We start from the raw sequence: 26,747 nt of genomic DNA, 5'->3' as shown, positions 1-26,747 counted from the left end.
GGCCAGAGGCCCGGTTGAACTCGTGGGGGAGTCTCAGCCGGGCCCGTCGGCCGATTCGTCCGGCGGCCCGGATGGCCGTTCTCGATGCGGCCCATGAGCATTCGCGGACGCCTACGACGAGTACGCCCGACAGGTCCTGAAGTCCGACCCGGGCCAGGGCAAGGTCGCCGGCATCGAGAAGACCTTCACCCGGCTGGAGAAGGCGTCCGCCCGGCTCGACGACGCCTGCAAGGGCTGACCGGCCCCTGACGGCCGGCCCCTGACCGGCGCCCTGGGCGGATACCGTCGCCGTGCGGTACCCGCCCCGGGCGTCACCGGGGCGGGTACCGCACCGCGCGGAACGGACCGCGGGTCAGGCGGCCCCGTCCGCTGCGGGGCGCCCCCGCAGCGCGGCCGCCGCCGCCAGGACCGAGGCGGGGACGGCGACCGCGGCACAGGCCGCCGTCACCGCGGCCATCGTCGCCCACGGCAGTGCCGGCGGGGCCCCGGACCCGACCAGTACGGACAGCGCGGACCAGGTGCCCATCACGTTGAGCGCGGTCACGACCAGGCCCAGGAGCGCGCCCGCCACCACCACGACGGCCGCCTCGACGGCCACCACGTACAGCACCTGGCCGCCGGTGGCCCCGGTCAGCCGCAGCGTCGCCAGATCACGGCGCCGGTCACCGGTGGCCGCGACCGCCGTCCCGGCCAGGGCGATCAGGGAGTAGACCAGGGCCGCCCGCCAGACGTCGACCTGCCGGCCGACCTCGGTGACCGGCCATTCGTCGTTGACGACGATCGACCGGTCGTCCAGGTCCTTCACCGACCCGGCGATCAGCGGGAGGCTCGACAGCTCGGCGAAGACCGCCGGATCGACGACCCGGCCCGGCTCGGGCACCCGCACCACGCCCTCGTAGAGGTACTCGACCGTGGTGGGCGCCGTGACGGACGTACGGCTGCCCGGCACCGCGGCCGCCCGGACGGCGGCGTCGTCCAGCGTCGTCCCGGACACCGGGGTGACGACGAAGTCCGCGACCGTACGGCTGCGCATCTCGTCCGCCTTGCCCGCGCCGACGGTGTCCGTCGAGCCGAGCAGGGACCCGGCCAGGGCGACACTGACGAGCACCGGGGCGGCGATCGCGGAGGTCCGCCGGACACCGGCGGTCGCGCTCTCGCGCACCAGGATGCCGACCGCGCCCCGGGCGGACGCCAGCGGCCGGGTGACGAGCCGCACCAGCGGTCCGGCGGCCGGCGGGGCCAGCAGGGCGAACGCGCCGATGAGCAGCATCGGCTCGGTGGTGTACGTCTTGCGCTTGAGCGGGCTCGCCGGGTCGGACACCAGCTGCTGGACGAACAGGACCAGCCCGCCGGCCAGCAGCAGTCCGCCGAACACCCACCGTCCGAGCGTCATCACCCGCTTGTCGACGGCCGACTCCCGCAGTACTTCGACGGCGCTGGTGCGGGCCGCCCGGCCCGACGCGGCGAACGCGCCGGTGAGAGCGACCACGAGCCCGATCGCGAAGGCCACGGCGTAGGGCCACACCTGGTCGCCCACCGTGAGCCACGCGGGCGCGAGCCGCTCCCGGGCCATCCAGTCGACCAGGGCGGGGCCGCCCACGCTGCCGATCAGCATCCCGGCCAGCGCGGCGGGGACGGCCACCAGGGCCGCCTCGACGAGGACGGCGACCCGCAGCTGGCGGGGGGTCGCCCCGGCGATGCGGAGCAGACCGAACTCGCGCTGGCGCTGGGCCACCGCGAAGGCGAACGCCGACGCCACGACGAACACGGAGGTGAAGGTGGTGACGGCCGAGGCGGTGCCGAGCATGGCGTTGACCGTGAACACGGCGTCCGCGTCACGGTCCTTGAGTTCCTGCGGTGCGTCGAGGGTGGCCGCCAGCGCGAGCCCCATCGAGGCGGTCAGGCCGACACCGAGTGCGACGGCGAGGAACACACCCACGAAGTGGGCCCAGCGGGCCCGCACCGTGGCCAGGGCGACACTCGGCACGGGATCTCCTCGAGCTCGGTCATCCGCGCGGCGATCTCGTGGGCGGCGGGCCGCAGCAGCTCACCGCTGACCCGGCCGTCGACGAGGAAGACCACCCGGTCCGCCTGGGAGGCGGCCTGGGGGTCGTGCGTCACCATGACGACGGTCTGGCCGTCGTCGTCGACCAGGCCGCGCAGCAGGGCGGGCACCTCGCGGCCGGTGGAGGAGTCCAGGGCGCCGGTCGGCTCGTCGCCGAACAGCACCTCGGGACGGGTGATCAGGGCGCGGGCCAGGGCGACCCGCTGCTGCTGGCCGCCGGACAGCTCGGAGGGCCGGTGGCGGGCGCGGTCGGCGAGGCCGACCCGGCGCAGCGCCTCCTCCACCGCGCCGCGCGCGGGCTTGCGGCCGGCCAGCCGCAGCGGAAGCGCCACGTTCTGTTCGGCGGTCAGCATCGACATCAGGTTGAACTGCTGGAAGACGAAGCCGATCCGGCTCCGCCGGAGCAGCGTCAGCTCGCCCTCGGACATGCCGGTCAGCTCGGTGCCGCCGAGGGTGATGGAGCCGTCGTCCGGCCGGTCGAGGCCCGCCGCGCACTGCAGGAGGGTGGACTTCCCCGATCCCGAGGGCCCCATGATGGCAGTGAAACTCCCGGCCGGCAGGGCGAGCGAGACCCCGTCGAGTGCTCTGACCGTGTGGTCGCCCGCTCGGTAGGTCTTCGTCACCGACGTCAGCACTACTGCGTCGTTGCTCATAATCCTCTTGTCTCTCGTGGTGTGAGGCGGCGATGGGCCGAGAACGGACGGGGGCGGTGGGAAGCTGCTCAACTCGCCACCGGCAGCGCGGTGTCGACGGGGATCCGGACGGGCAGGGAGCGTGCGTAGCAGAGCACGAGCCGGTGGAGCCGGTACCGCGGAACCCCGTTCGTCCCTCCGGACGGTTCCGTGGGGTCCATGAGCGAGGCGTCGGCCAGCCGCTCCAGCAGGTCCTCGGCCAGGACGACGGGAAGATCCAGGACGGCGGCGGCGGTCGCGGCCGAGAAGGAGCGCTCGCCCAGCGCGGCGCACCGGCGCAGGTCGTCCTCCGCCACGCCGGTCAGCCGCAGCCAGGAGCACAGCGAGCGTGGCATGTCCAGGCCGCCGAAACGCAGTTCGCGCAGCCGGTCGGCCGGCGCGGCGAGCCGGCCGGCCAGCAGTGCCGGCGACCAGTGGGGGCGGGCGGCGAGCCGGGCGCCCGCCGTCCGCAGGGCGAGCGGGACGCCGCCGCAGTACGCGACGATCTGCCGGGCGGCCGCCAGGTTCTCGGCGACCCGCCCGACACCCACGGCGGCGGCCAGCAGGGTCAGGCCGTCGTCGTCGCCGAGCGGTTCGACGACGGTGGTGTGCGGGCCGATGGCGGCGGCGAGGTGCGGGTGACCGATCACGAGGACCGCGGGCTCCTCACCGTCGGGCAGGAGCGCGGCGAGCTGCTCGGTGTCGGAGACGTTGTCCAGTACGACCAGCAGCCTGCGTCCGGCGGTACGGGCGCGGTAGCGGCGCACCAGCTCGTCGAGACGGGGGCGGAGCGCCACGGCGGGGGACCTCCCCGCGCCGTACGTCCCGTCGCCGGCCGCGGTCTCCTCGCCGAGGGCGCCCAGCAGCCGGACCAGGACCTCGCGCGGATCCCGGGCGGTGCCGTGCTCGTCCGTGAGGTCCACGTACAGCTGCCCGTCGGGGAAGTGATACCTGCTGGTGTGCGCGGCGCGCAGGGCGAGGGCCGTCTTGCCGACCCCGCCCAGGCCGGTGACCAGGCCGCGCCGGACCGGGCTTCCGGGGGCCAACAGGGCCTGCAACGTGGCCAGTTCTCGCTCCCTCCCGACGAACGTGGCGGTGTCCGGGGGCAGTGTCGACGGCGCCACCGGCCCCGCGGGGGCGGGCATGCGAGGGGCGCGGGTGACCGGCTCGGCCGGGGGGCGGTGTCGAGGGAACCGTCGAGCACGGCCTGGTAGGTCCCGGTGAGTTCGGCACCCGGGTCGACTCCGAGCTCGTCGGCCAGGACATGGCGGCCCTCGTGGAAGACGCGCAAGGCGTCCGCCTGGCGGCCGGACCTGTAGAGAGCGGTCATCAGCTGCGCGCGCATCCGCTCCCGCAGGGGAAGTCGCTGACGAGGCGGACGAGTTCGGCGGTGAGGTGCTGGTGATGACCCAGCGCGAGGCCGGCCTCCACGCGGTTCTCCAGCGCGGCCGCCCTGACCTCCTCCCAGTGCGACTCCTCCTGCTCGACCAGGAGGTCCGTGGTGTTGGCCAGTGCCGGACCGCGCCACAGGTCGAGCGCCCGGTCCAGCAGGCTCCTCGCCTCCTCGTGGCGGTGTGCCTGGAGCGCGGCGCGGCTCTCGCGTTCCAGTCGCTCGAACTCGACGACGTCGACGAGGCTGTCACCGGTCTCGAAGGCGTATCCGGGCGCCCGCCGGACGATGGCGACCTCGGGTTCGAGGAGTTTGCGCAACCGGGAGACGTACGTGTAGATCTGCGCGTTCATCGTTGTGGGCGGGTAGGCGCCCCACAGCAGCCAACTCAGCCGTGCGTCCGGGACCACCCTTCCGCGAGCGATCAGCAGTGCCGCGAGCAGCGTGCGCATCTTGGTCCCGGACAGCCCGATGGGCTTGCCGTTGCGTCTGGCTTCGACGGGACCGAGCAAGCTGAACTCCATGGTTCCCCCCGTTGGCTGGTGTCTTGTGCACGCCCATGCTGCCGGGGGTGGGTGTCGTCCCGCTTTCGATCCGATTTCGCCGCGGGCGACCGCCGTTGTTCCCGGGTGCAGGGCGCCGGGGTTCACCACCGTCATACATTGGCGCCGGTAACGGGGTTCAAACGGAATCGTCGGGGCGTAGCGCGGTGGAGGAGAGCGCGGCGCGGCGCGCCTGCGGCTCGTGGCGGGCGTACTGCCGGGCGCCGAACTCCTCGCACGCCTCCAACTCGCCGGATTCGGCGCGCTCCTGGAGCCGGCGGGCGATCTGATGGCGGCGCGGAGCACCGCTGCGATACGTGGCCACGCCGGGATCCTATGCGCCCCGGGGCCGGGGTAGGGGCGCCTGCCCGTCGACCGGGGGACGGGGGGAGGACGAAGCCGAGGCCTCGCGGTCCCGGCTGTCCGGAAGGTCGAGTGGGCGCGCGATCAGACCGGCCGACCCAGCGTCACATCACTGATCAGAAACGGTAGTCGGGCAGATGAACGAAGCCGTCGGCCCCCCGAGCGGGTGTGCTCGGGGGGCCGACGGCGTGGGGGCGGGTGGGAGCGGGCGGTCAGCCCTGTTCGCGGTTGATGACGCGCATGCCCCAGAGGCCGAAGATGACGACCAGGCTCAGGGCGGCGAGGGTGCCGGTGGCGGTGGCCTGGGTGGCGTAGTGGCCGGCGGCGATGTCGCGCAGGGCGTCGGCGACGTGGGTGAGCGGGTTGGCGCGGGCCAGGGTGTGCAGCCAGTCCGGGGCGTTCTGCATGGGCAGGAGAAGGCCGGAGAGCAGCATGAGTGGCACCAGGACCATGCTCAGCAGCGGGGCGAAACGGTTCTCCTGCTTGAGGATCAGCGCCAGCCCGTACGAGGAGCAGGCGATCCCGGCGCACAGGACGGCGGACAGCGCCAGGAGCAGCAGCACCGAGGGCACGGAGGCGCGGAAGCCGAAGGCGGTGGCGACGGCGAGCAGGACGGCGCCCTGGATGCCGGTCTGGGCGAGGTCGCCGAGGACGCGGCCGGAGAGCAGCGCGGCCCGGCTGACGGGGGCGACGCGCAGCCGCTCCATGACGCCGGAGCGCAGTTCGGGGGTGATGGAGAAGCCCGCGTAGGCGGCGCCGAACAGGGTGAGCTGCATCAGCATGCCGGGGACGAACCACTGCCAGGCGTCGATGTCCCGGGGGAGGGTGTTCTTCAGCAGGGGGCCGAAGAGCACCAGGTAGACGAGCGGTCCGGAGACGCCGACGAGCAGCTGGGCGGGGCTGCGCACCCAGGGGCGGACGGAGCGGACGAAGATGTGCCCGGTCTGCTGGAAGTAGCGCACCGTCATTCTCCCTGGTCTTCGGCGTCGGGGGTGGCGTCGGCGTCCCGCAGGCTGCGGCCGGTGAGGGTGAGGAAGACGTCGTCGAGGGTGGGCCGCTGGGTCTGCACCTCGTGCACGGCCAGGTCGACCCGGTCGAGTTCGCGCAGCAGCCCCGGCAGGACGGTGGAGCTGAGCGGCACCCGCACCCGCAGCACCTTTCCGTCGACGGCGATCTCGCGGGCGCCGGGCAGCCGGCCGGCGATCTCGGCGGCGGCGGCCGGGTCGTCGGTGGTGAGGGTGATGAGGTCGCCGGAGATCTCGCTCTTGAGCCCGTCGGGGGTGCCCTCGGTGATGATGGTGCCGCCGTCGATGACGAGGATGCGCTCGCACAGCGCGTCGACCTCGTCGAGGTAGTGGGTGGTGAGGAAGACGGTGGTCTCGTGCTCGTCGCGCAGCGACCTGATGTGGTCCCAGAGGTTGCTGCGGCTCTGCGGGTCGAGCGCCGTGGACGGCTCGTCGAGGAAGACGAGCCCGGGCTGGTGCAGGACGCCCATCACGATGTCGAGCCGCCGGCGCTGGCCGCCGGAGAGGGTGGAGACGATCCGCCGCTCCATCCCGGACAGGTCGTAGCGGTCGAGCAGGTCGGTGACCCGGGCCTTGGCGGTGGCGGCGCTCATGCCGTACAGCCGGGCCTGGGTGATCAGTTCGTCGCCGACGCGCTGGTCGGTGCCGGCCCCGTTGCCCTGGCCGACGTAGCCGATGCGGCGGCGCACGCCCGCGGGGTCGGAGAGCAGGTCGCACCCGGCGACCACGGCTTCACCTGAGGTCGGGCGCAGCAGAGTGGCGAGCATCCGCAGCGTGGTGGTCTTGCCGGCGCCGTTCGGACCCAGGAAGCCGACCAGTTCGCCGTCGGCGACGTCGATACTCACGCCACGGACGGCGGCGACTTCCTGTTTCCCGGAGCGGAACGTTTTGGCAAGGTCTCGTACCTTGATCATCTGCGATGCCTCATCCGGTCGTGCGCAACTGCCTTCGGGCATGGGAACATCACGCCGTACCCATCGGAGAAACGGCATCGGTCCCCGTCTGCGCGCTGCGCTGCGGGGGGTGTGATGACACGCACCACGGTGCGTGCACTGGGACGCTAACGGCCGCCGTTTCGGCCGGACAACCCCTAGACGCCCCAGCGCTGACCGGGGGTTCCTCGACCGCCCCCGGAGTCCGCCCCGGAGTCCGCCCCGGAGTCCGGCTCCGGCACCGGGCGCCGACGACCCGCGCGACGGGGCCCCGTGCCGCCCCGGCCGCGCGCCGAGGCCGTTCGCGGACTGTCTTTCTCCACCCGGGACTAGACCCGGGGGTAGAGGCCGCCGGTGCCGACAAGCCGTAGTGTCGGCGGCACCGAACGTGAACGTGAACGCGTCCACGAACGTGAGCACAGAATGCGAATGCGAATGCGAACGTGAACGCCGACGTGAGCGCGAACGCGAACTTCACCCCGAACCGCCCCCACGAGCTCCTGAAGGGACGAGTACCGTGACCTTGGACACCCGCGGCGGTGTGGACCTCATCAACATCCGTCACCCGATGTCGCCCAGCACGTTCCGCATGGCCTTCTTCCCCCACCTCCTCGACTCCTCGGTGCGGTTGCTCGACCTCGCGGAGCTGCTGCTGCCGACGGTGGAGGTGCTGGCCTTCCAGTACCCCGGCGCGTACGACTTCGACGGCCCGCCGCGGATCGGCGGCACGGCCGAGCTGGCCGACCGGGCGTTCGGCACGCTGATGGCGTGGACGGACCGGCCGCTGGCCCTGTTCGGGCACCGGGTCGGGGCCGACGTGGCCTACGAGGTGGCGAGGCGGCTGGAGCAGGAGGCCGGCGTCGTCCCGGCGACGCTGTTCATCTCGGGCCGCGGCGGCCCCGCCCGCACCGGCCCCGAACTGCGCTGCCCGGTGGTCGCGCTGACCCGGGAACACAGCCCACGGGCGCTGGTCGAGGACGTCCGGTCCTGGGAGTCCTGCACCACGGGACCGTTCTCGCTGGAGGTCCTGCCCCGGGCGCACGGCGGTCCGGACGGCTACAGCCGGCAGGTCGCCAACCTGGTGCACGACCAGCTCATCTCGGGTGAGAACAAGGGGCTCTAGGGGCGGCTAAGGGTTTCCCGGACGGGTGTGCGCTCCCTAACTTCGTGGGTGGGGACCGTTGACGACGTCCCGGTGGCGAACCGGAGGTCCCCTCAACCGTCCCGGACGACGACGGCACGTATGCCCCGGGCGGCTTCCTGTCCGGTTCGCGGCCGCGCGCGCCGCTCGCCTCCGGGCCCGAGGAAGGAAGCGCCCGACCAGTGACCTCGAAGATCTACGGCCCCGACACGGTGCTGACTCTCCCCGCGTTCGAACAGGAGGCCCTGCGCATCGCCGAGGCCCTCCGCGAGCGCGGTGTCGGCCCAGGCCAGCGTGTGGTGTTCAAGGCGGGGAACTCGGTGGCCTGGCTGGGCACGCTGCTGGGCCTCATGCACGCCGGAGCCTCCATCGTGCTCGTCGACCAGCAGGAGACGGTGGAGGAGACCGCCCGGATCGTCCGGCGGACCGGGGCCAAGGTGGTCCTGGTCGACGAGGACTCCCCGATCGACCCGTCCCACGACCCGATCCACCTCTACGAACTCCTGGTCGCCGCGGCGGGCCGGGAGACCGCCGAGCGCGAACTCGACGTGACGGCCTGGGGCGAGATGCCCGACGGCCTGATCATGTGGACGTCCGGCTCCACCGGCCAGCCCAAGGGCGTCGTCAAGTCGGGCGGGAAGTTCCTGAAGAACCTGGAGCGCAACGCCCGCCAGGTCGGCCACGTGGCGGACGACGTGCTGCTGCCGCTGCTGCCGTTCTCCCACCAGTACGGGCTGTCCATGGTGCTCATCGCCTGGCTCACCCGCAGTTCGCTGGTGGTCGCCCCGTACAAGCGGCTCGACCGCGCGCTGCGGATGGCCGGGGACACCGGGGCGACCGTCATCGACGCCACGCCCGCCAGCTACCGCTCCATCCTCAACCTGATCGGCCGCAAGCCGGCCCTGCGGGCGCACATCGAGCGCAGCCGGATGTTCTGCGTCGGCGCCGCCCCGCTGGACGGCACGCTGGTCGACCGGTACGTCGCCGAGTTCGGGCTGCCGCTGCTGGACAGCTACGGCAGCACCGAGCTGGGCAACATCGCCTTCGCGACCCTGGAGAACCCGGTCGCCACCGGCCGGGTCATGGAGGGCATCGCGCTGCGCGTCGTCGACGAGGACGGCGCCACGGTACCCGCCGGCCAGGCCGGCGAGATCGAGGTGGACACCCCGGACGGCATGGAGGGCCACCTCGCCGAGGACGGCTCGCTGCTGCCCGCCCCGACCGGCTGGCAGCGCACCGGCGACCTCGGCCACCTGGACGAGCACGGCAACCTCTTCGTGCTCGGCCGCAAGTTCGCCGTGGACCGGATGGGCTACACGCTCTACCCGGAGCTGATCGAGCGCAAGGTGGCGGCCGAGGGCTGCTCGGTGCGGATCGTCCCGCTGCCCGACGAGCGCCGCGGCTCGCAGCTGGTCTTCTTCGTCGAGGACGAGGAGGGCCGGGAGGCGGCGTACTGGCGGGAGGCCGTCCGTGGCATGCTGGCCACCTACGAGCAGCCCGACCGGGTCGTCGTCCTGGACCGCTTCCCGCTCAACCGCAACGGCAAGCCGGACAAGCGGCAGCTGGAGCAGCTGGCACAGGAACAGCGGTAGCGGCCGCGCCCGTACCCGAGATCCCGGAGGTTTCCCCCAGTGAGAATCGCCTGCCTTCAGGCCGCGTCCGGCACGACGGGCGTCCGGCAGTCGTACGAACAGCTGCGGGAGGCGGCACGCCGTGCGGCCGAGGAGGGGGCCGGACTCCTGGTCACCCCCGAGATCTCGGTCGGCGGCTACCCGCTGCTCCCCGGCGTCCGGAACGAGGCCGCCGGGCCGGTGGACGGCCCGCAGTGCGCCGAAGTCTCGGCCATCGCGCGGGAGTTCGGTATCGGGCTGGTCCACGGCTGGCCGGAGACCGACGGGGACGCGCTCTACAACTCGGTCCGCCTGGTGGACGGTCGCGGCGACACCCTCGCGGTGTACCGCAAGACGCACCTGTACGGGCGGGCCGAGCGCGCGCTGTTCACGCCGGGCGACACCGCCGTCGTCCAGGCGTCCTTCGGCGGTCTGACGGTCGGTCTGCTGATCTGCTACGACGTGGAGTTCCCCGAGATGGTCCGGGCGCACGCGCTGGCCGGGACGGAACTGCTGCTGGCGCCCACCGGGCTGATGCGGCCCTGGGAGTTCGTGGCCCGCACCCTGGTGCCGGCCCGGGCCTTCGAGAGCCAGCTCTACATCGCCTACACCAACTGGGCGGGGGAGCACGGGGGTCTGAGCTTCTGCGGGAACACCACGGTGGCCGCGCCGGACGGCACAGCGCTGCACCTGGAGGCGGACGCGGGCCTGCTGTTCGCGGACGTCGACCCGGCGGTGGTGGCCGAGGCGAGGGCCACCACCCCGTACCTGACGGACCGGCGTCCGGAGCTGTACCCGGCCTGATCCGCGCGGACCGCGGCCACGGGCCGCGGTCATCGAGGGCGGTCACGGAGGGCGGCACCACCCGCACGCGTGGGCGGTGCCGCCCTCCGGCGTTCCCGGGCCGAGCGAGGGGGCGCCCCGGGAGTGCGAGAGGCCCGGCCGGGAACCCCGGCCGGGCCTCTTCGCGTACGGTGCGCGTCGCTCAGCGGCGCTTGAACTTGTCGAGGTCGTCCAGGATGCTGCCGCCGGAGCGGTACCGGTCCAGGAGGCCGGCAGCCGGGCTCCGGTTCTGGCCCGGCCGGCCGTCGCCCTGGTTCTGCCCCTGCCCCTGGTCCTGGCCCTGGTCCGGTCCCTGCCGGCCCTGGTCGCCGCGGCCGGTGTACTTGTCCAGCAGGCTGGGCTTCTCCGGCGCGAAGTTGCCGCCCTTGAGCAGGCCGCGGTAGCCGATGACGAGCGCCTCGCCGAGGAAGCCGATGCCGATGGAGAGGTTCATCGGCCGGGCGTCCTCGTGCATGCCCATCTTCTTGGCGAGCAGGCCGTAGAGCGCGGAGGCCACGAAGGCGACGACGATGACCAGGAAGGTCTTCGGCGTGTAGCGCTGGTGCAGGACCTCGTTCTTCTCGAAGACGACGACGGTGGAGCCGCGCACCAGGCCGAAGCCCAGGCTGATGACGGAGCCGCCGAGGACCCAGCCGATGTCCGTGCCGTTGAGTTCCTTGACCTCCGCGACGGACCAGATCCCCAGCGCGGTGAGCACCACCGCGGGGCCGAAGAGGTCACGGACGTTGATCGGCTCGCCGATCAGGCGCTTGATGATCAGGGCAACAGCGCCGACGGCGATGATCGCCACGAGTAGCCAGGTGTTCACTGTTTGTGCCCCTTTGTTCCCGGGTCGCCACTCGGCCTTGCCGAACTTAATTTAGCGCACCCGTGCTATAACAACAACATGCCGAAGGTCGTAGCCCCCGAAACCCGCCGTCAGGACGTGGCGCGAGCCGTACTGCGCATCGTCAGCAGGGACGGTCTCGAACACGCCTCACTGCGCAACATCGCCGAGGAGGCCGGCCTCGCGATCGGCTCGGTGCGGCACTACTTCGACAACCAGGCCGACGTGCTGATCTTCGCGATGGAGGAGCTGCGGCGGCGCATCGACACCCGCATCCGCGTCCACGCCGAGAAGCTGCTGGACCCGGACGCCGGCGTCGACCGGCGCGCCGTCACCGAGGCCCTGCTGACCGAACTGCTGCCGCTGGACGGGGCCAGGCGCGAGGAGGCCGTGCTGTGGCTGGCGTTCACCTTCGCGGCCCGCACCCGGCCGGAGTTCAGACCCGGGGCCGCCCTGATGCAGCAGGCGGCCCGCGAACTCGTCTCACGCGTCCTGCACGAGGCCAGGGCCGCCGGCGGCCTCCCCGCGGACGTCGACGTCGAACTGGAGACCGGGCGGCTCGCCGCCCTGCTGGACGGCCTCGCCCTCGGCATGGTCCTGCAACCCGGCGGCATCGAGGCGGACACCGCGCTGCGGATCCTGCGCCTGCACCTGCGCGACCTGACCGCCGGCGGCCGGGATTGAGCCGCGGACGGGCGTCGCGCCGAGGCGGCCGCGACGCTCCGGTCCGCCACCGACGCCCCGTCGCCTCAGAGCCGGTCGAGGCCCTGCCGGAACACGTAGCGGACCGCGTCCGCCCGGTTGCGCGCGTCGATCTTGGCGAACACGTTGTTGATGTGCGTCTTGACCGTCGCCTCCTCGATGAACAGCGCGCCGGCGATCTCCGGATTGCTCAGCCCGTCCGCGATCAGCCGCAGTACGTCCACCTCGCGGTTGGTCAGACCGTCGGGGAAGACCTTCCGGCGGACGCCGCGGGCCTTCGCCCGGCGGACCGCCTCGGTCTCCTGGACCGGAGCCGGCGGCGGGACGGGCGGCGCGGCGGCGAGCGCGGCGGCCAGCCGGCGGGTCACCGTCGGATCGAAGGTCGACTGGCCGTGCGCCGAGTTGCGGATCGCCATGGCGATCTGCTCGCGGTTGGCGTCCTTGGTGAGGTAGCCGCGCGCCCCGGCGCCGAGCGCGGCCGCGATCGACTCGTCGTCGGCGTACGTGGACAGCGCCAGCACGGTCACCTCCGGGTGGTCGGCGACGATCCGCGCGGTGGCCTCGGCGCCGCCGCCCCGGGGCATCCGCAGGTCCATCAGGACCACCTGCGGGCGGGTCTCGGCCACCATGCTCACGGCCTCCACGCCGTCCGCGGCGCCGCCCACCACCTCGATGTCGTCCATCAGGTCCAGCAGGGACATCAGTCCCTCGCGGACGATCTGCTGGTCGTCGACGACCAGGACCCGCACCGGGCCGGTCGGTCGTTGCGTCTCGCTCATGTGCGTTCCCCGAGGTCGTACCGTTCGCGTCGCCGTGGTGTACCGCCCGGCCGTGGCCAGGGCGATGTGACGACGCGTCTTCTGTTCTCCTACCCCGGCTTCCCGGGAATCCGCAAACTCCGCCGGAGCGACGGCACCGGCACCCCCGTCCGCGGCGGACGGCCCGCTCACCGGGCCGCGGCCGCGGCCCACCGCACCCTTCCGGAATGGTACGCATGACACCGAAGCCCGACGGCGGCCACTTCATCGACCGCATCGCCCCCGGGTGGCTGGTCGTCCAGTGCCTCGGCACCCTGGCCCTGGCGGTGGCGCTGGGCACCGCGCACGAGGACAGCCCGCGGATCTGGGCCGCCTACACCTTCAGCGCCGTCACCTGGCTCCTGTTCATCGCCCTGGACCGGACCCGCCCGGGCGCCGCCGCCGCGATGCTGGCCGCCAGCGCGCTGGTGCCCTCCCTCGCGGTCGGCGCCGCCCACGACAGCACCGCCGTGATCGTGCTCTGCGTGGTGCTCGGCCGCTTCACCGCGCTCACCGGCCCGCCGGGACAGCTGATGGCCGGTGTGATCATGATCTGCCTCGCGCTGACCTGGATCAGCTGCGCCCTCGCCGGGCGGCCGTTCGGCGCCGTGCTCGGCCACACCCTGCTGGTCCTGCTCCTCACCCTGATCGGCCTGAACCGCCGGCAGTCCCAGCTGCGCGCCGAACAGGCCGAACAGCTGCTGGCGCAGTCCCGGCTGATGCAGCGTGAGCAGGCCCGCGGCGCCGCCCTCGCCGAACGCACCAGGATCGCCCGCGAGATGCACGACGTGCTCGCCCACTCGCTCGGAGCCCTCACCGTCCAGCTCAAGGTCGCCACCGCGCAGATCGAGAAGGGCGACTCGGAGGGGGCGCTCGCCAGGGTCCGGCGGGCGAACCGGCTCGCGGACGAGGGCCTCACCGAGGCCCGTGAAGCGGTGGCCGCGCTGCGCGACGACGTCCCGCCGCTGGACGAGGCGATCGAACAGCTCGCCGCCGAGCACCGGCTCAACCACCCCGGCGAGGTGCGGCTGCTGATCACCGGCCGGGTGCGCGGCCTGGCCCCGGCGGCCGCGGTGTCGCTCGCCCAGGCCACCCGCGAGGCGCTGACCAACGCGGCCAAGCACGCGGTGGGGGAGCGGGTGGAGATCGCGTTGGACTTCGGCCCCGAGGCGGTGCGGCTCAGTGTGGAGAACCGGACCCGCGGCGGGCGCCGGCCGGACGCCGACCACGTCCCCGGCTACGGACTGACCGGGATGCGCGAACGGATCACCCTGGTCGGCGGCACTCTCGTCGCCTCCGCCGAGGACGGCGGCAGGCGCTGGCTGGTGGTCGCCGAGGTGCCCGCCTGACGGACCGGGGCCGGGCGCCCCGGCGGACAGCCGTGACGCCCGGCCGGAGGTACCGGGCCGGGCGTCACGGTCCACAGCGCGGGGCTGTCAGTCCTTGATCTCGCAGATCACGGTACCGGCCGAGATCGAGGCACCGACCTCGACCGAGAAGTCCTTGACGATGCCGGAGCGGTGGGCGGTGATCGGCTGCTCCATCTTCATGGCCTCCAGGACGACGATGAGATCGCCCTCCTCGACCCGCCGCCCGTCCTCGGCGGCGACCTTGACGATGGTGCCCTGCATCGGCGAGGTGAGCGACTCGCCCGAGGCCGCCGCGCCGGCCTTGCGGCCCGCCTGGCGACGCGGCGCCTTGCGGGTGCCGGCCGCGCCGCCCGCGCCGCCGGCCGCCACCGCGCCGAGGGACTCGGGCAGCGAGACCTCCAGGCGCTTGCCGCCGACCTCGACCACCACCGTCCGGCGGACCGGGGCGTCGGTCTCGGCGTCGGCCGCCGGCGCACCGCCGAAGGCCGGGATGGTGTTGGCGAAATCGGTCTCGATCCAGCGGGTGAAGACGGTGAACGGTTCGTCGTTGCCGTGGACCTCGGGTGCGAAGGCGGGGTCGGTGACGACGGCCTGGTGGAAGGGGATGGCGGTGGCCATGCCTTCGACCTTGAACTCGTTGAGGGCGCGGCGGGCGCGTTCGAGGGCCTGCTTGCGGTCGCGGCCGGTGACGACGAGTTTGGCGAGGAGGGAGTCCCAGGCGGGGCCGATGACGGAGCCGGTCTCGACGCCGGAGTCGAGGCGGACGCCGGGGCCGGTGGGCGGGGCGAAGAGGGTGACGGTGCCGGGGGCGGGGAGGAAGCCGCGGCCGGGGTCTTCGCCGTTGATGCGGAACTCGAAGGAGTGGCCGCGGATTTCGGGGTCGTCGTAGCCGAGTTCCTCGCCGTCGGCGATGCGGAACATCTCGCGGACGAGGTCGAGGCCGGTGACTTCTTCGGTGACGGGGTGTTCGACCTGGAGGCGGGTGTTGACCTCGAGGAAGGAGATGGTGCCGTCGAGGGCGACGAGGAATTCGCAGGTGCCCGCGCCCTGGTAGCCGGCTTCCTTGAGGATGGCCTTGGAGGCGCGGTAGAGCTCGGCGTTCTGTTCGGGGGTGAGGAAGGGCGCGGGGGCTTCTTCGACGAGTTTCTGGTGGCGGCGCTGGAGTGAGCAGTCGCGGGTGGAGACGACGACGACGTTGCCGTGCTTGTCGGCGAGGCACTGGGTCTCGACGTGGCGGGGGTTGTCGAGGTAGCGCTCGACGAAGCATTCGCCGCGGCCGAAGGCGGCGACGGCTTCGCGGACGGCGGATTCGAAGAGTTCGGGGATCTCTTCGAGGGTGCGGGCGACCTTGAGGCCGCGGCCGCCGCCGCCGAAGGCGGCCTTGATGGCGACGGGGAGGCCGTGTTCGCGGGCGAATGTGACGACTTCGTCGGCGCCGGCGACGGGGTCGGGGGTGCCGGCGACGAGGGGGGCGCCGGCGCGTTGGGCGACGTGGCGGGCGGTGACCTTGTCGCCGAGGTCGCGGATGGCCTGGGGGGGCGGGCCGATCCAGGTGAGTCCGGCGTCGAGGACGGCCTGGGCGAAGTCGGCGTTCTCCGAGAGGAAGCCGTAGCCGGGGTGGACGGCGTCGGCGCCGGAGTCGGCGGCGGCCTTGAGGACCTTGGCGATGTCCAGGTAGCTGGTAGCGGGAGTGTCACCGCCCAGCGCGTAAGCCTCGTCGGCCGCGCGGACGTGCAGCGCATCCCGGTCCGGCTCGGCGTAGACGGCGACGCTGGCGATACCGGCGTCCCGGCAGGCGCGGACGACCCGCACCGCGATCTCGCCACGGTTGGCGATCAGCACCTTACGCACGTTGAACTCCCTCGTCCCTGCCGTTTGCTCGTCTTGCTCGTCGTATCGGGTGGTCGTGCGGCCGCACGCGCGGCCGGTCAGCCACCGGTGCCCCAGTGCCGGGGCCAGGCGGTCATCCGCCGGGCGGGCGGTGCCCAGCCCCGGCCGGGGCGGGCCCGGGCCGGCGCGCCGGCGGCGGCGCCCTCGGCGGCGGCCAGGGCGGTCACCGCGACCACCGCGGCGGCCAGTTCCTCGCTCGTCGGGCTGCCGTACACCACCAGCAGGCCGTCCTCGGCCCGCCCGTCGGTGCCCTCCGCTGCCGCCTCGCTCACAGCTCCCGCCCCGCTCACAGCGGGATGTTGCCGTGCTTGCGCGGCAGCCGGGAGGCGCGCTTGCCGCGCAGCGTCTCCAGGGCGCCGGCGATGGTCCGCCGGGTCTCGTGCGGCATGATCACCGCGTCCACGTAGCCGCGCTCGGCCGCCGCGTACGGGTTGCAGAGCGCGTCCTCGTACTCCCGGCGCAGCCTGGCCCGCTCGGCGACCGGGTCCTCGGCCTGCTTGACCGCGCGGTGGTGCAGCACGGTCACCGCGCTCTCGCCGCCCATCACCGCGATCTCGGCGGTGGGCCAGGCGAGGTTGATGTCGACCCCCAGGTGCTTGGACCCCATGACGCCGTAACCGCCGCCGTACGCCTTGCGGGTGACCACGGTGACCATCGGGACGGTCGCCTCGGCGTAGGCGTAGATCAGCTTGGCGCCGCGGCGGATGATGCCGGCCCGCTCCTGCTCCAGGCCGGGCAGGAAACCGGGCACGTCGACGAAGCTCACGACCGGGACGTGGAAGGCGTCGCACATCCGGATGAAGCGCGCGGCCTTCTCGCTCGCGTCGATGTCCAGCGCTCCGGCCGAGACGATCGGCTGGTTGGCCACGATGCCGACGCTGTGCCCGTCGATCCGCCCGAGCCCGCACACCACGTTCTTGGCGAACAGCGGCTGCACCTCCAGCAGTTCGCCGCCGTCCAGCACGGTCTGCACGACCCTGCGCATGTCGTACGGCACGTTGGGGCTGTCCGGCACCAGGGTGTCGAGCGCCCGGTCGGCCTCGGTGAGGGTCCGCGGCTCGGTGGCGGCGTAGACCGGCGGGTCCTCCATGTTGTTGGAGGGCAGGTGGCCCAGCACCAGGCGGACGTACTCGAAGGCGTCCTTCTCGTCCTGCGCGAGGTAGTGCGCGGCGCCGGAGACGGTGTTGTGGCTGAGCGCGCCGCCGAGTTCCTCGCGGTCGACGTGCTGCCCCATGACGGTGCGCAGGACCTCGGGCCCGGTGACGAACATGTGCGAGATGTCCTCGACCATCACGACGAAGTCGGTGATGGCGGGGGCGTAGACCGCGCCGCCGGCGCAGGGGCCCATCATCAGCGAGATCTGCGGGATGACGCCCGAGCCCTCGACCTCGCGCCGGACCATCTCCGCGTAGTAGGCGAGCGAGACCACGCCCTCCTGGATGCGGGCGCCGCCGGAGTCGTTGATGCCGATGACCGGGCAGCCGGTGCTGAGCGCCAGGTCCATCACCTTGACGATCTTCTCGCCGTACTTCTCGCCGAGGCTGCCGCCGAAGACCGTGAAGTCCTGGGCGAACACGCACACCTTGCGGCCGTCGACGGTGCCGTAGCCGGTGATCACGCCGTCGCCGAGCGGCCGGTTGCGCTCCAGGCCGAAGTCGTGGCTGCGGTGCCTGGCCAGGGCGTCGAGTTCGACGAAGGAGCCAGGGTCGAGCAGCGCGTCGATCCGCTCGCGGGCGGTGAGCTTGCCCTTCTCGTGCTGCTTGCGGGCCGCGTCGGAGTCGGCGCGGGCGGCCAACTCGTCGCGGCGGTGCTGTAGTTCGGCGATCCTGGCGGCGGTGCCGGCCGGGGCGGCCTGGTGGCCCGCGGGGGTGTCCTCGGTCACCGGGCGCTCCGCTCCGCCGCCGCGGCGGCCTTCAGCTCGCCGTTCAGGTAGCGGGCGCGGCAGGCCCGGCGCTGCACCTTGCCACTGGTCGTCCTGGGCAGGAAGCCGCGCCGCACGACGACCACCTCGTCCACGTCCAGCCGCTGGCCCTCGTGGACGGCGGTGCGGATCCGGGCCTCCAGCTCGTCCAGGGGAGTGGTGCGCAGGGCCCGGCCGTCCGCCTCGACGACGACGACCAGGCGCTCGCGCTCGCCGTCGTCGACGGAGAACGCCGCGGCCGCGTTGGGGTGCAGGCCGGGGGCGGAGGTCTCGGCCGACAGCTCGATGTCCTGCGGGTAGAAGTTGCGGCCCTGGCGGATGATGACGTCCTTCAGGCGGCCGGTGACGAACAGCTCGCCGTCGTGGACGAAGCCGAGGTCGCCGGTGCGCAGGAAGCGGCCGGCCTCCTCCTGCCCGGCGATCGTCGCCCGGAAGGTCTCCTCTGACTCCTGCGGACGCCCGTGGTAGCCGGCGGCCACGCACGGCCCGGAGACCCAGATCTCGCCGACCTCGCGCTCGGCCAGGACGGTGCGGGAGGCGGGCTCGACGATCCGCACGACGCTGTCGAGGACCGGGACGCCCGAGCCGACCAGCGGCTGGGCGCCCTCGCCGGGGGCGGACAGCTCCACCCGGTCCGCCCGCAGCGCGACCGAGTCCACCCAGAGCACCGGCGGCTCCTCGCCGAGCCGGCTGCCGGTGGCCTTGAGCGTGTTCTCGGCGAGGCCGTAGCCCGGGCAGCTCGCCTCCGGACGGAAGCCGGCCGCGGCGAAGGTCTCGGCGAAGGAACGGATCGCGCGCCAGCGCACCGGCTCCGCGCCGTTGGCGGCCACCCGCCACGAGGAGAGGTCGAGGCCGGGCGCCACCTTGCCCTCCTCCTGGGCCTTCACGCACAGCTCGTACGCGAAGCTGGGCGCCGCGGCGTGGGTGCCCCGGAAGCGGTCGATCGCCGCCAGCCACCGGCCCGGGCTGCGGACGAAGGCGTCCGGGGCCATCAGGTAGGCGGGCATCCCCGAGCTCAGCGGCATCAGGACGCCGAAGAGCATCCCCATGTCGTGGAAGAGCGGGAGCCAGGAGACGACCACGCCGTCCGGGCCGACCGGCCACAGCTCCTCGGTCTCGGCCACGTTGGCGAGGAAGTTGGCGTGGGTGACCATCACGCCCTTGGGATCGCCGGTCGAGCCGGAGGTGTACTGGAGCAGCGCGATGTCCTCCGGCTCCGGGAAGCCGCCGGTCCACTCGGCCCGCGGCAGCGCGCCGGTGTCGACCAGGGTGAGCCCGGCGAGATCCGGGTGGTCGCCGAAGCGCTCCTCCAGGTCGTGCTTCACCTCGGCGGTGGTCAGCACCGTCGTGGTGCCCGCGTCCTCGGCGATCCGGCGCAGCCGCGCCAGGCCGGTGGCCCGCCGCGGCACCTGCACCGGCGCGCCGGCCACCCGGGCGTACATGCAGCCGAGCAGCGCCCGGACGAACTCCAGGCCCGAGGGGTAGAGCAGCACCGCGCTGCCCCCGCCGAGGCCGGCCGCCGCCAGTGCGGCGGCCCGGGAGCGCGCGTCGGCTTCGAGTTGACGGTAGGTCAACGAGCCGTCCGGCTCCTCGCCGTCCCTGAGGTAGACGTACGCGGTCTCGTCGGGCTGCTTCTCGGCGCGCAGGCTCAGCGCGCCGGGCAGTGTCGTGGCAGGGCCCGTCGGCACCGGTTCGGTGATGGTCACGGTCGTGCTACCTCGTTTCGCGAGGACGTGGACGGTCGGTGGTGGCGAACAGGGATCCGGACAGGGGTCACGAGTACGGGAGTTCCAGCGGTGCGAGGGAGTCGAAGAGGTCGCCGGGCCCCGGGTTGGCCCGCGGGGCGTGGCCGCCCAGGTGGTCGACGACGCCCCACACCGCGTTGAGCGCGGTGGTCACCGCGCCCTCGGCGAAGCCGGCGGTCCACGAGACGTCGTCGCCGCACAGGAAGAAGCCGCGGTCGCGGGGCTCCAGGTCGTCCTGCATGAACTGGGTGAACAGCCGCCGCTGGTAGCGGTACTGGCCGGGCAGGTTCGACTTGAACGCGCCCATGAAGTGCGGCTCGGTCTCCCAGGTGACGCTGATCGGCTCGTCGATGATGTGCGAGCGGATGTCCACGTCCGGGTAGATCCGGCCCAGCCGGGCGAGCAGGACCTCCAGGCGCTCGCGGTCGGTGAGCGAGGCGAACTTCAGCGAGTCGTCGTTCCACGTGTAGGACAGGCACATCACGCCCGGGCGGTCGGGCCCGTTGTCGAACAGGTAGACGCCGCGGGCGATCCGGTCGGTGAGCGTCATCCCCATCACCTCGCGGCCGGTGCGCGGGTCGACGTCCCGCCAGAACGGCCGGTCGGTGAGCACGAACAGCTTGGAGGAGCCCATGTAGTGGGTGCGCTCGACGGCCGTCCACTGCGGCTGGGTCAGCAGGCCCGGGTCGCAGTCGATGCGGTTGAGCAGCGTCCACACGTGCGGGGTGAACACCACGGAAGGGAACACGCGCACGTCGCCGTCCGCGTCCTCGACCACGAACAGCTCGCCCTTGCGCCGCAGTCCGACCACGCCGGGGCGGGGCGTGCCGCCCTCGTGCAGCGAGGCGAGCGAGGTGCCGGCCGGCCAGTGCGCCGGGGACTCGGGGGCGTGCTGCCACAGGCCGTACGGCAGTTGCTGCACCCCGCCGACGATCGACATGTGGTTCTCGTCCGCCTCGGTGAAGACCACCCGGAGGATCTCCAGCACCGAGTTCGGGAAGTCGGTGTCCCAGCCGCCCGAGCCGAAGCCCACCTGGCCGAAGATCTCCCGGTGCCGGAACGAGTGGAACGCGGAGGAGCTGGCCAGGAAGCCGTAGAACGACTCGTCGTCGAACTCGCGGACCAGGCGGTCCCAGACCGCCTTCAGGATCGGCACGTCCCGCCGGGTGATCGCGTCGCGCATCGTGGACAGCGACGCGCGCTCCTGGAGCACCTTCTCCCAGGCGTCGGCGACCTCCTGGTACAGCTCCGGCAGGTCCTCCGGCGAACGGGCCCACGCCTGCTCGCCGTTGAGGTCGATCAGGGTGCCGGGGGTGTCCGGCGCCAGCGGGTTCGGGAACGGCTTGGTCCGCAGGCCCAGCAGGTCGATGTAGTGGTAGAGCGCCTTCGCCGAGACCGGGAAGCGCATCGCGCCCAACTCGGCCACGTACTCGGGGTGGTTGGCGAACGGCACGGCCCGCATCCGGCCGCCGAGGTCGCCGGGCTCGTACACCACGGGGCGCAGCCCCAGCCGCATCAGCTCGTAGGCGGCGGTCAGTCCTGCCATGCCGCCGCCGACCACCGCGACCTCGGTGCCGGCCCGCTCCGGCGGGAGCACGCCCAGGCCGGCCGGGTGGGTCAGCCACCGGTCGTAGGAGAACGGGAAGTCGGGAACGAGCATGCCTATCGAAGCCGCGCTTGGTGACGTCATCTGGAAAACCCCTCGGGCCGTGCCGACAATGCTGGTCGAGAAATCAGAGAATTTCCGGCAGAGTTCCGCACGCTCGCGCGGCGCGAGCCGCATCTCGCTAGGCGCCGGCCCGGGGTCGGCCGCGCACTGTGCCCCAGTTACCGCGGGACCGCCTTCGCCGACGGGCTCACGCTATTTTTCGCGGCGCCGCAGGGGCAACCCCTACGCACCCTGTCAACCGGCCCCAACCCGTACGGAATGGCACCCCGAGGGGCCTGCGCCGCAGGCCGGCGGCGTCTCCCTGGCCCGCCCGCACCGTACCGGAACCGGTGCGGGGTCGGCGTAGGGGGCCTATGGGGTGGTCGCCGGACGGAACCCCGCCGTAGCCTCGGTCACGCTGTCCGCTAGCTGACTGTTGGGTGAAATGCTGATGGAAGAGAAGACAGCTGTCGTATTTCCTGGAATGGGGCCGTCAAGCTTTTCCACGGTCGGCAAGTTCATGGTTCTCGACAGATACGCGCGCCGGCGGATAGCCGACGCGGACCGGGCCCTGGGCTACTCGCTGCTCGACCGCTTCTACGCGGCCGACGACGACTACTCCGAATACACCCAGGTGGCCTTCCTGGTCAACTCCCTGGCGCTGGCCGACCGGGCCGAGGACGTCATGGGAATGCGCGCCGACTACGTCGCGGGACCGAGTTTCGGGCAGAAGGCCGCGGCCGCCTGGACCGGTGCCATGGACTATCCCGACGTGGTCCGGATGACCGCCGAACTCGCCCGCTGCGAGCAGGAGTTCTTCGCCACCGAACACACCGACGTGGTGACCCACTCCTTCGTGCGCGTTCCCGAGGACGACTTCAGGGAATACCTCGACGGGCTCACCGCCGACGGCGAGTGGTACGACGTGTCCGGCCGGCTGGACGAGGGCTTCTACATGCTCTCCGTCCGGGAGCACCTCCTCGAAGGCCTCAAGAAGGCCGTCGGCGCCATGGGCGGCTACTCGATGTACACGATGCGTCCGCCGGTGCACGCCGAGGCCTTCGACGGACTGCGCCGCAGGGCCGAGGAGGAGGTGTTCTCCCGCTACGAGATCGGCGCCCCGGCCCAGACCGTCATCGCCGACCAGGACGGCAGCCGGGTGACCACCGCCGACCGGATGCGCACCATGATGCTCGACACCTTCGACAAGGGGATCCGCTGGCCCGACGTCGTCGACTCGCTGCTCGGCCTCGGGGTGCGCAAGCTCTACATCACCGGTCCCGAGAACCTGTTCCGCCGGGTGCAGTGCACCACGCGGAACTTCGACGTCGTCGCGGTCGACCCGAAGAGCGTCCTGCGGGCCGCGCTGAGGCCGGCCAAGCGCTGAATCCGGCGGCGGTCCCGCGCCCTTCGGATTCCGCGCCGCGACCGCGCCTGAAGCGTGCCGCGATCGCGCCGGAACCCCACCGGAACCCCACCGGTTCGCCGCCCGGCGAAAGGGGTGCGTAGGGGTGTGGGCGCCGCTCGGCGGCGACCTACTCTCGCGTCACGTCCGGTTTTTCCTTGAACAGCCCTGTACAGCCCTGAACAGCCGTGTCGGCAGAGTGGTGGAGCGAGCGATGGTAGGCCAGCCCGGAGAATTCCGTTCGCAGCCTGAACTGACCGGTCCGGAGCAGGAACGCCACCTGCTCGCCTTCGTCACCGGTCTGGTCGGGGACGTGCTCAGCGGCACGGACCGCGGTGGGCCGAGCGAGATCGACCCCGAGAGCTCCTTCCTCGAACTCGGCTTCCACTCGCTCGCCGCCGTCGAGTTCCACCGCCGCCTGGTCGCCGCCACCGGACTGGCCGTGCCCGTCACCCTGCCCTTCGACCACCCCACCCCGCGGGCGCTCGCGCGCGAGCTGCGCCGCCTGCTCTCCGGCACCGGCGACAGCCCCGCCGACGAGCCGCTCCCGGCCGCCGCCGACGACGAGCCGATCGCCATCGTCGGCATGGCCGTGCGGCTGCCCGGCGGCGTCGACACCCCGGACGACCTCTGGCGGCTCCTCGCCGAGGGCCGCGACGCCATCTCCGGGTTCCCCACCAGCCGCGGCTGGGACCTCGACGACCTGTACTCCCCGGACCCGGACGACGGCGGCAAGACCTACACCCGTCAGGGCGGATTCCTGCACGGGGCAGGCGAGTTCGACGCCGACTTCTTCGGCGTCTCGCCGCGCGAGGCGCTCGGCATGGACCCGCAGCAGCGCCTCCTCCTGGAGAGCACCTGGGAGGCTCTGGAGAACGCCGGCATCGACCCCAGGGCCGCCCGCGGCAGCCAGACCGGCGTCTACGTCGGCGTGGAGAACCAGGAGTACGGGCCGCGCCTGTCCGACGCCGCCGACGGCCTGGAGGGCTACCTGCTCACCGGCAACGCCGCCAGCGTCGCCTCCGGCCGCCTCGCCTACACCTTCGCCTTCGAAGGCCCCACGATCACCGTCGACACCGCGTGCTCCGGCTCGCTCGTCGCCCTCCACCTCGCCGTCCAGGCCCTGCGCCGCGGTGACTGCCCGCTGGCCGTCGCCGGCGGCGCCGCCGTCATGTCCAGCCCCGGCGGCTTCCTCGCCTTCAGCCGCCAGCGCGGCCTCTCCGAGGACGGCCGCTGCCGCGCCTACTCCGCCGACGCCGACGGCACCGGCTGGGGCGAGGGCGCCGGCATCCTGGTGCTGGAGCGCCTCTCCGACGCGCGCCGCAACGGCCACCGGGTGCTCGCGCTCGTCAAGGGCAGCGCCATCAACTCCGACGGCGCATCCAACGGCCTCACCGCCCCCAGCGGCCTCGCCCAGCAGCGCGTCATCCGCCGCGCCCTCGCGGACGCCGGCCTCGCCCCGGCCGACATCGACGCCGTCGAGGGCCACGGCACGGGTACCCGGCTGGGCGACCCGATCGAGGTCCAGGCGCTGCTTTCGACGTACGGTCAGCGGCGTGAGGGCGGCGAGCCGCTCTGGCTCGGCTCGCTGAAGTCCAACGTCGGCCACACCCAGGCCGCGGCCGGTGTCGCCGGTGTCGTCAAGATGGTCCTGGCGCTGCGCAACGGCGTGCTGCCGCAGACCCTGCACGCCGGGCAGCCGTCGCCGCACGTCGACTGGTCGGCGGGCGCGGTGGAGCTGCTGACCGAGGCGCGGCAGTGGCCGGAGGCCGGGCGTCCGCGCCGGGCCGGCGTCTCGTCGTTCGGCATGAGCGGCACCAACGCGCACGTGGTGCTGGAGCAGGCTCCGGCGGAGGAGCCGGCGGAGGTTGTCGAGGCGACGGTCAACGCTCCGGTGCCGTGGGTGCTGTCGGGCAAGTCCGAGGCGGCGCTGCGCGACCAGGCCGCGCGCCTGGCGTCCTTCGTCGGGGACCGGCCGGAGCTGTCGCCGGTGGACGTCGGCCACTCGCTGGCGCTGTCGCGCTCCCGCTTCGAGCACCGGGCGGTCGTCTCCGGTACGGACCGCGACGAACTGCTCGCGGGCCTCGCGGCGGTGGCCGCCGGGGAGACCGCGGGGTCGGTCGCCTCCAGCGGTGCGCTGGCGTTCCTGTTCACCGGTCAGGGCAGCCAGCGGACCGGGATGGGGCGTGAGCTGTACGCGGCGTTCCCGGTGTTCGCGGCGGCCTTCGACGAGGTGTGCTCCTACCTGGACCTGCACCTCGACGCGCCGCTGAAGGACCTGGTCTTCGACGGGTCCGAGCTGCTGGACCAGACCGCGTACACCCAGGCGGCGCTGTTCGCCGTCGAGGTGTCGCTGTTCCGCCTGGTCGAGTCCTGGGGGCTGACCCCGGACTTCCTGGTCGGCCACTCGGTCGGCGAACTGGCCGCCGCGCACGTGGCCGGGGTGTTCTCGCTGGAGGACGCCGCCGTCCTGGTGGCCGCGCGTGGCCGCCTGATGCAGGCCCTGCCCACGGGTGGTGCGATGGCTGCCATCGAGGCGACCGAGGCCGAGATCCTGCCGCTGCTGGCGGGCCGGGAGTCGGAGATCGCCGTCGCTGCGGTCAACGGGCCGACGTCGGTGGTGGTTTCGGGCGACGAGGCCGCCGTCCTGGAGGTGCTGGGGCACTGGAAGGCGCGGGGTCGTAAGGGCCGTCAGCTGCGGGTGAGCCACGCGTTCCACTCGCCGCGGATGGAGCCCATGCTGGAGGAGTTCCGCTGGCACGCCCGCGTGATCGGCTACTCCGCGCCGCGCATCCCGATCGTCTCCAACGTGACCGGCGAACTGGCGACGGCGGAGGAACTGGCCTCGCCCGAGTACTGGGTGCGGCACGTCCGTGAGGCGGTCCGCTTCGCCGACGGCGTCGCGTACCTCGCCGGGCAGGGAGTGAAGAAGTTCCTGGAGCTGGGCCCGGACGGCACCCTGTCGGCCCTGGCCCAGGGCGTCCTGGCCGACGCGGAGGACTCGGTGTTCGCCCCGGTCCTGCGCAAGGACCGGCCGGAGGCGCTGTCCTTCACCCAGGCCGTCCTGGGCGTGCACGCGCACGGTGCCGCCCTGGACTGGGACGGCGTGTTCGCCGGCCGGGGCGCCGGGCGGCGCATCGACCTGCCGACGTACGCCTTCCAGCACCAGCACTACTGGCTGAACGTGGCCACGGCGGCCGGGGACGCGAGCAGCCTGGGGCTGGGGGCGAGCGGTCATCCGCTGGTGGGTGCGGTGGTGGTACTGCCGGGCTCGGACGGTGTGGTGCTGGCCGGTCGGGTGTCGTTGCAGTCGCACGGGTGGCTGGGTGAGCACCGGGTGCACGGTGTGGCGGTGGTGCCGTCGTCCGCTCTGGTGGAGCTGGCGGTGCACGCCGGTGACCAGGTCGGTGCGGGCACGGTCGAGGAACTGACCGTCCACGCGCCGCTGGTGCTGCCCGAGCAGGGCGGCGTGGTGCTGCGGGTGAGCGTCGAGGCGGCCGATGCCGACGGCCGGCGGACCGTGGCGGTCTTCTCGCGTCCGGAGACGGCTGATGCCTCCGCGGCCTGGACGGTGCATGCGGTGGGTGTGGTGTCGGTGGTGTCGGAGGGGCCGGCGTTCGATCTGTCGGTGTGGCCGCCGGTGGGTGCGCGGGTTGTGGGGGAGGGGGTGTGGTCGGTCGGTGATGAGGTGTTCGCCGAGGTCGCGCTCGCTGATGGTGTGTCGGTGGAGGGGTTTGTCGTTCATCCGGGGCTGATGGAGTCGGCCGTGGGTGTGGCGGGGCCTGGTGCGGGGTGGTCGTGGTCGGGGGTGTCGGTCTTCGCGTCGGGTGCTTCGGTGCTGCGGGTGCGGGTGTCGGGCGA

The 26,747-nt window shown here is 72.9% G+C and carries 20 protein-coding genes and 1 pseudogene; 7 read left to right on the top strand and 14 right to left on the bottom strand.

The window, feature by feature from the left end; translation table 11 throughout:
- Positions 1-352 precede the first annotated feature (352 nt).
- The 7 genes and pseudogenes from ACIQOW_RS20110 to ACIQOW_RS20080 form a co-directional block, all read right to left on the bottom strand.
- Positions 353-1,987 carry an FtsX-like permease family protein gene (locus ACIQOW_RS20110; protein WP_401086826.1) on the bottom strand — a complete coding sequence of 545 codons (1,635 nt, stop codon included), beginning with the start codon at positions 1,985-1,987 and terminating at the stop codon, positions 353-355.
- Positions 1,900-2,718 carry an ABC transporter ATP-binding protein gene (locus ACIQOW_RS20105; RefSeq protein ID WP_401086824.1) on the bottom strand — a complete coding sequence of 273 codons (819 nt, stop codon included), beginning with the start codon at positions 2,716-2,718 and terminating at the stop codon, positions 1,900-1,902. Before ACIQOW_RS20105 ends, ACIQOW_RS20110 begins: the two co-directional genes overlap by 88 nt.
- 68 nt (positions 2,719-2,786) lie before the next feature.
- On the bottom strand, positions 2,787-3,794 hold the full coding sequence (locus ACIQOW_RS20100; protein ID WP_401086822.1) for an NB-ARC domain-containing protein: 1,008 nt from the start codon (positions 3,792-3,794) through the stop codon (positions 2,787-2,789).
- A gap of 200 nt (positions 3,795-3,994) precedes the next feature.
- Positions 3,995-4,578: pseudogene (locus ACIQOW_RS20095) on the bottom strand (BTAD domain-containing putative transcriptional regulator); the annotation flags it as partial.
- A 229-nt stretch (positions 4,579-4,807) separates the two neighbouring features.
- Positions 4,808-4,993, bottom strand: a complete 186-nt coding sequence (locus ACIQOW_RS20090; RefSeq protein WP_401086820.1) for a hypothetical protein — start codon at positions 4,991-4,993, stop codon at positions 4,808-4,810.
- A gap of 250 nt (positions 4,994-5,243) precedes the next feature.
- Positions 5,244-5,999 carry an ABC transporter permease gene (locus tag ACIQOW_RS20085; RefSeq protein WP_401086819.1) on the bottom strand — a complete coding sequence of 252 codons (756 nt, stop codon included), beginning with the start codon at positions 5,997-5,999 and terminating at the stop codon, positions 5,244-5,246.
- Complete coding sequence (locus ACIQOW_RS20080) at positions 5,996-6,901, bottom strand: ATP-binding cassette domain-containing protein (RefSeq protein ID WP_401086817.1); 906 nt, start codon at positions 6,899-6,901, stop codon at positions 5,996-5,998. The genes ACIQOW_RS20085 and ACIQOW_RS20080 overlap by 4 nt, the downstream gene beginning before the upstream one ends.
- A 604-nt stretch (positions 6,902-7,505) precedes the next feature.
- Here ACIQOW_RS20080 and ACIQOW_RS20075 point away from each other — a divergent pair.
- The 3 genes from ACIQOW_RS20075 (at position 7,506) to ACIQOW_RS20065 (ending at position 10,543) form a co-directional block, all read left to right on the top strand.
- Positions 7,506-8,111, top strand: a complete 606-nt coding sequence (locus ACIQOW_RS20075) for a thioesterase II family protein (RefSeq protein ID WP_401086815.1) — start codon at positions 7,506-7,508, stop codon at positions 8,109-8,111.
- Positions 8,112-8,311: 200 nt separating this feature from the next.
- Positions 8,312-9,721, top strand: coding sequence for a class I adenylate-forming enzyme family protein (locus ACIQOW_RS20070; RefSeq protein WP_401086814.1), 1,410 nt, complete (start codon positions 8,312-8,314; stop codon positions 9,719-9,721).
- A 39-nt stretch (positions 9,722-9,760) separates the two neighbouring features.
- The gene (locus ACIQOW_RS20065; RefSeq protein ID WP_401086813.1) at positions 9,761-10,543 is read left to right on the top strand and encodes a carbon-nitrogen hydrolase family protein; all 783 of its coding nucleotides are present in this window, start codon (positions 9,761-9,763) and stop codon (positions 10,541-10,543) included.
- A 181-nt stretch (positions 10,544-10,724) separates the two neighbouring features.
- On the opposite strand, the gene ACIQOW_RS20060 is transcribed toward ACIQOW_RS20065, so the two are convergent.
- Entirely contained in the window at positions 10,725-11,390 is a 666-nt protein-coding gene (locus ACIQOW_RS20060) for a DUF1453 domain-containing protein (protein ID WP_401086811.1), read from the bottom strand.
- 78 nt (positions 11,391-11,468) lie between these two features.
- Between ACIQOW_RS20060 and ACIQOW_RS20055 the strand changes: the two genes are divergently transcribed.
- Positions 11,469-12,092, top strand: coding sequence for a TetR/AcrR family transcriptional regulator (locus ACIQOW_RS20055; RefSeq protein ID WP_401086809.1), 624 nt, complete (start codon positions 11,469-11,471; stop codon positions 12,090-12,092).
- 65 nt (positions 12,093-12,157) lie between these two features.
- Here the strand turns inward: ACIQOW_RS20055 and ACIQOW_RS20050 are convergent, their stop codons facing one another.
- Entirely contained in the window at positions 12,158-12,889 is a 732-nt protein-coding gene (locus ACIQOW_RS20050; RefSeq protein WP_401086806.1) for a response regulator transcription factor, read from the bottom strand.
- Between the two features lie 215 nt (positions 12,890-13,104).
- Between ACIQOW_RS20050 and ACIQOW_RS20045 the strand changes: the two genes are divergently transcribed.
- The gene (locus ACIQOW_RS20045) at positions 13,105-14,256 is read left to right on the top strand and encodes a sensor histidine kinase (RefSeq protein WP_188301830.1); all 1,152 of its coding nucleotides are present in this window, start codon (positions 13,105-13,107) and stop codon (positions 14,254-14,256) included.
- An 87-nt stretch (positions 14,257-14,343) separates the two neighbouring features.
- On the opposite strand, the gene ACIQOW_RS20040 is transcribed toward ACIQOW_RS20045, so the two are convergent.
- The 5 genes from ACIQOW_RS20040 to ACIQOW_RS20020 all read right to left on the bottom strand — a co-directional run bounded on the left by ACIQOW_RS20040 (position 14,344) and on the right by ACIQOW_RS20020 (position 21,553).
- Positions 14,344-16,128: an acetyl/propionyl/methylcrotonyl-CoA carboxylase subunit alpha gene (locus tag ACIQOW_RS20040; RefSeq protein WP_401086804.1), complete on the bottom strand. Its 1,785-nt coding sequence runs from the start codon at positions 16,126-16,128 to the stop codon at positions 14,344-14,346.
- A 77-nt stretch (positions 16,129-16,205) separates the two neighbouring features.
- Positions 16,206-16,439, bottom strand: coding sequence for an acyl-CoA carboxylase epsilon subunit (locus tag ACIQOW_RS20035; RefSeq protein WP_401086801.1), 234 nt, complete (start codon positions 16,437-16,439; stop codon positions 16,206-16,208).
- A gap of 14 nt (positions 16,440-16,453) precedes the next feature.
- Positions 16,454-18,049: an acyl-CoA carboxylase subunit beta gene (locus ACIQOW_RS20030; RefSeq protein ID WP_401086799.1), complete on the bottom strand. Its 1,596-nt coding sequence runs from the start codon at positions 18,047-18,049 to the stop codon at positions 16,454-16,456.
- Positions 18,046-19,794, bottom strand: coding sequence for a fatty acyl-AMP ligase (locus ACIQOW_RS20025; RefSeq protein ID WP_401086797.1), 1,749 nt, complete (start codon positions 19,792-19,794; stop codon positions 18,046-18,048). Before ACIQOW_RS20025 ends, ACIQOW_RS20030 begins: the two co-directional genes overlap by 4 nt.
- Before the next feature lie 67 nt (positions 19,795-19,861).
- Positions 19,862-21,553 carry a flavin monoamine oxidase family protein gene (locus ACIQOW_RS20020; protein WP_401087248.1) on the bottom strand — a complete coding sequence of 564 codons (1,692 nt, stop codon included), beginning with the start codon at positions 21,551-21,553 and terminating at the stop codon, positions 19,862-19,864.
- Positions 21,554-22,001: 448 nt separating this feature from the next.
- On the opposite strand from ACIQOW_RS20020, the gene ACIQOW_RS20015 reads away from it, so the two are divergent.
- Together ACIQOW_RS20015 and ACIQOW_RS20010 are read left to right on the top strand one after the other, a co-directional pair.
- On the top strand, positions 22,002-22,868 hold the full coding sequence (locus tag ACIQOW_RS20015; RefSeq protein WP_401086794.1) for an ACP S-malonyltransferase: 867 nt from the start codon (positions 22,002-22,004) through the stop codon (positions 22,866-22,868).
- Positions 22,869-23,100: 232 nt separating this feature from the next.
- The coding region (locus tag ACIQOW_RS20010; protein ID WP_401086792.1) for a type I polyketide synthase at positions 23,101-26,747 on the top strand (3,647 nt) is incomplete at its 3' end.

Source organism: Kitasatospora sp. NPDC091335, assembly GCF_044757205.1.
Lineage (GTDB): Bacteria > Actinomycetota > Actinomycetes > Streptomycetales > Streptomycetaceae > Kitasatospora.
This window is presented reverse-complemented; position numbering and strand designations above follow the sequence as displayed.

What these genes read in the sequence shown, in the direction of transcription:
- ACIQOW_RS20015 (WP_401086794.1), top strand. Translation starts at nt 22,002, where the DNA reads ATGGTTCTCGACAGATACGCGCGCCGGCGGATAGCCGACGCGGACCGG.
- ACIQOW_RS20055 (WP_401086809.1), top strand. Translation starts at nt 11,469, where the DNA reads ATGCCGAAGGTCGTAGCCCCCGAAACCCGCCGTCAGGACGTGGCGCGA.
- ACIQOW_RS20105 (WP_401086824.1), bottom strand. Translation starts at nt 2,718, where the DNA reads ATGAGCAACGACGCAGTAGTGCTGACGTCGGTGACGAAGACCTACCGA.
- ACIQOW_RS20050 (WP_401086806.1), bottom strand. Translation starts at nt 12,889, where the DNA reads ATGAGCGAGACGCAACGACCGACCGGCCCGGTGCGGGTCCTGGTCGTC.
- ACIQOW_RS20045 (WP_188301830.1), top strand. Translation starts at nt 13,105, where the DNA reads ATGACACCGAAGCCCGACGGCGGCCACTTCATCGACCGCATCGCCCCC.
- ACIQOW_RS20085 (WP_401086819.1), bottom strand. Translation starts at nt 5,999, where the DNA reads ATGACGGTGCGCTACTTCCAGCAGACCGGGCACATCTTCGTCCGCTCC.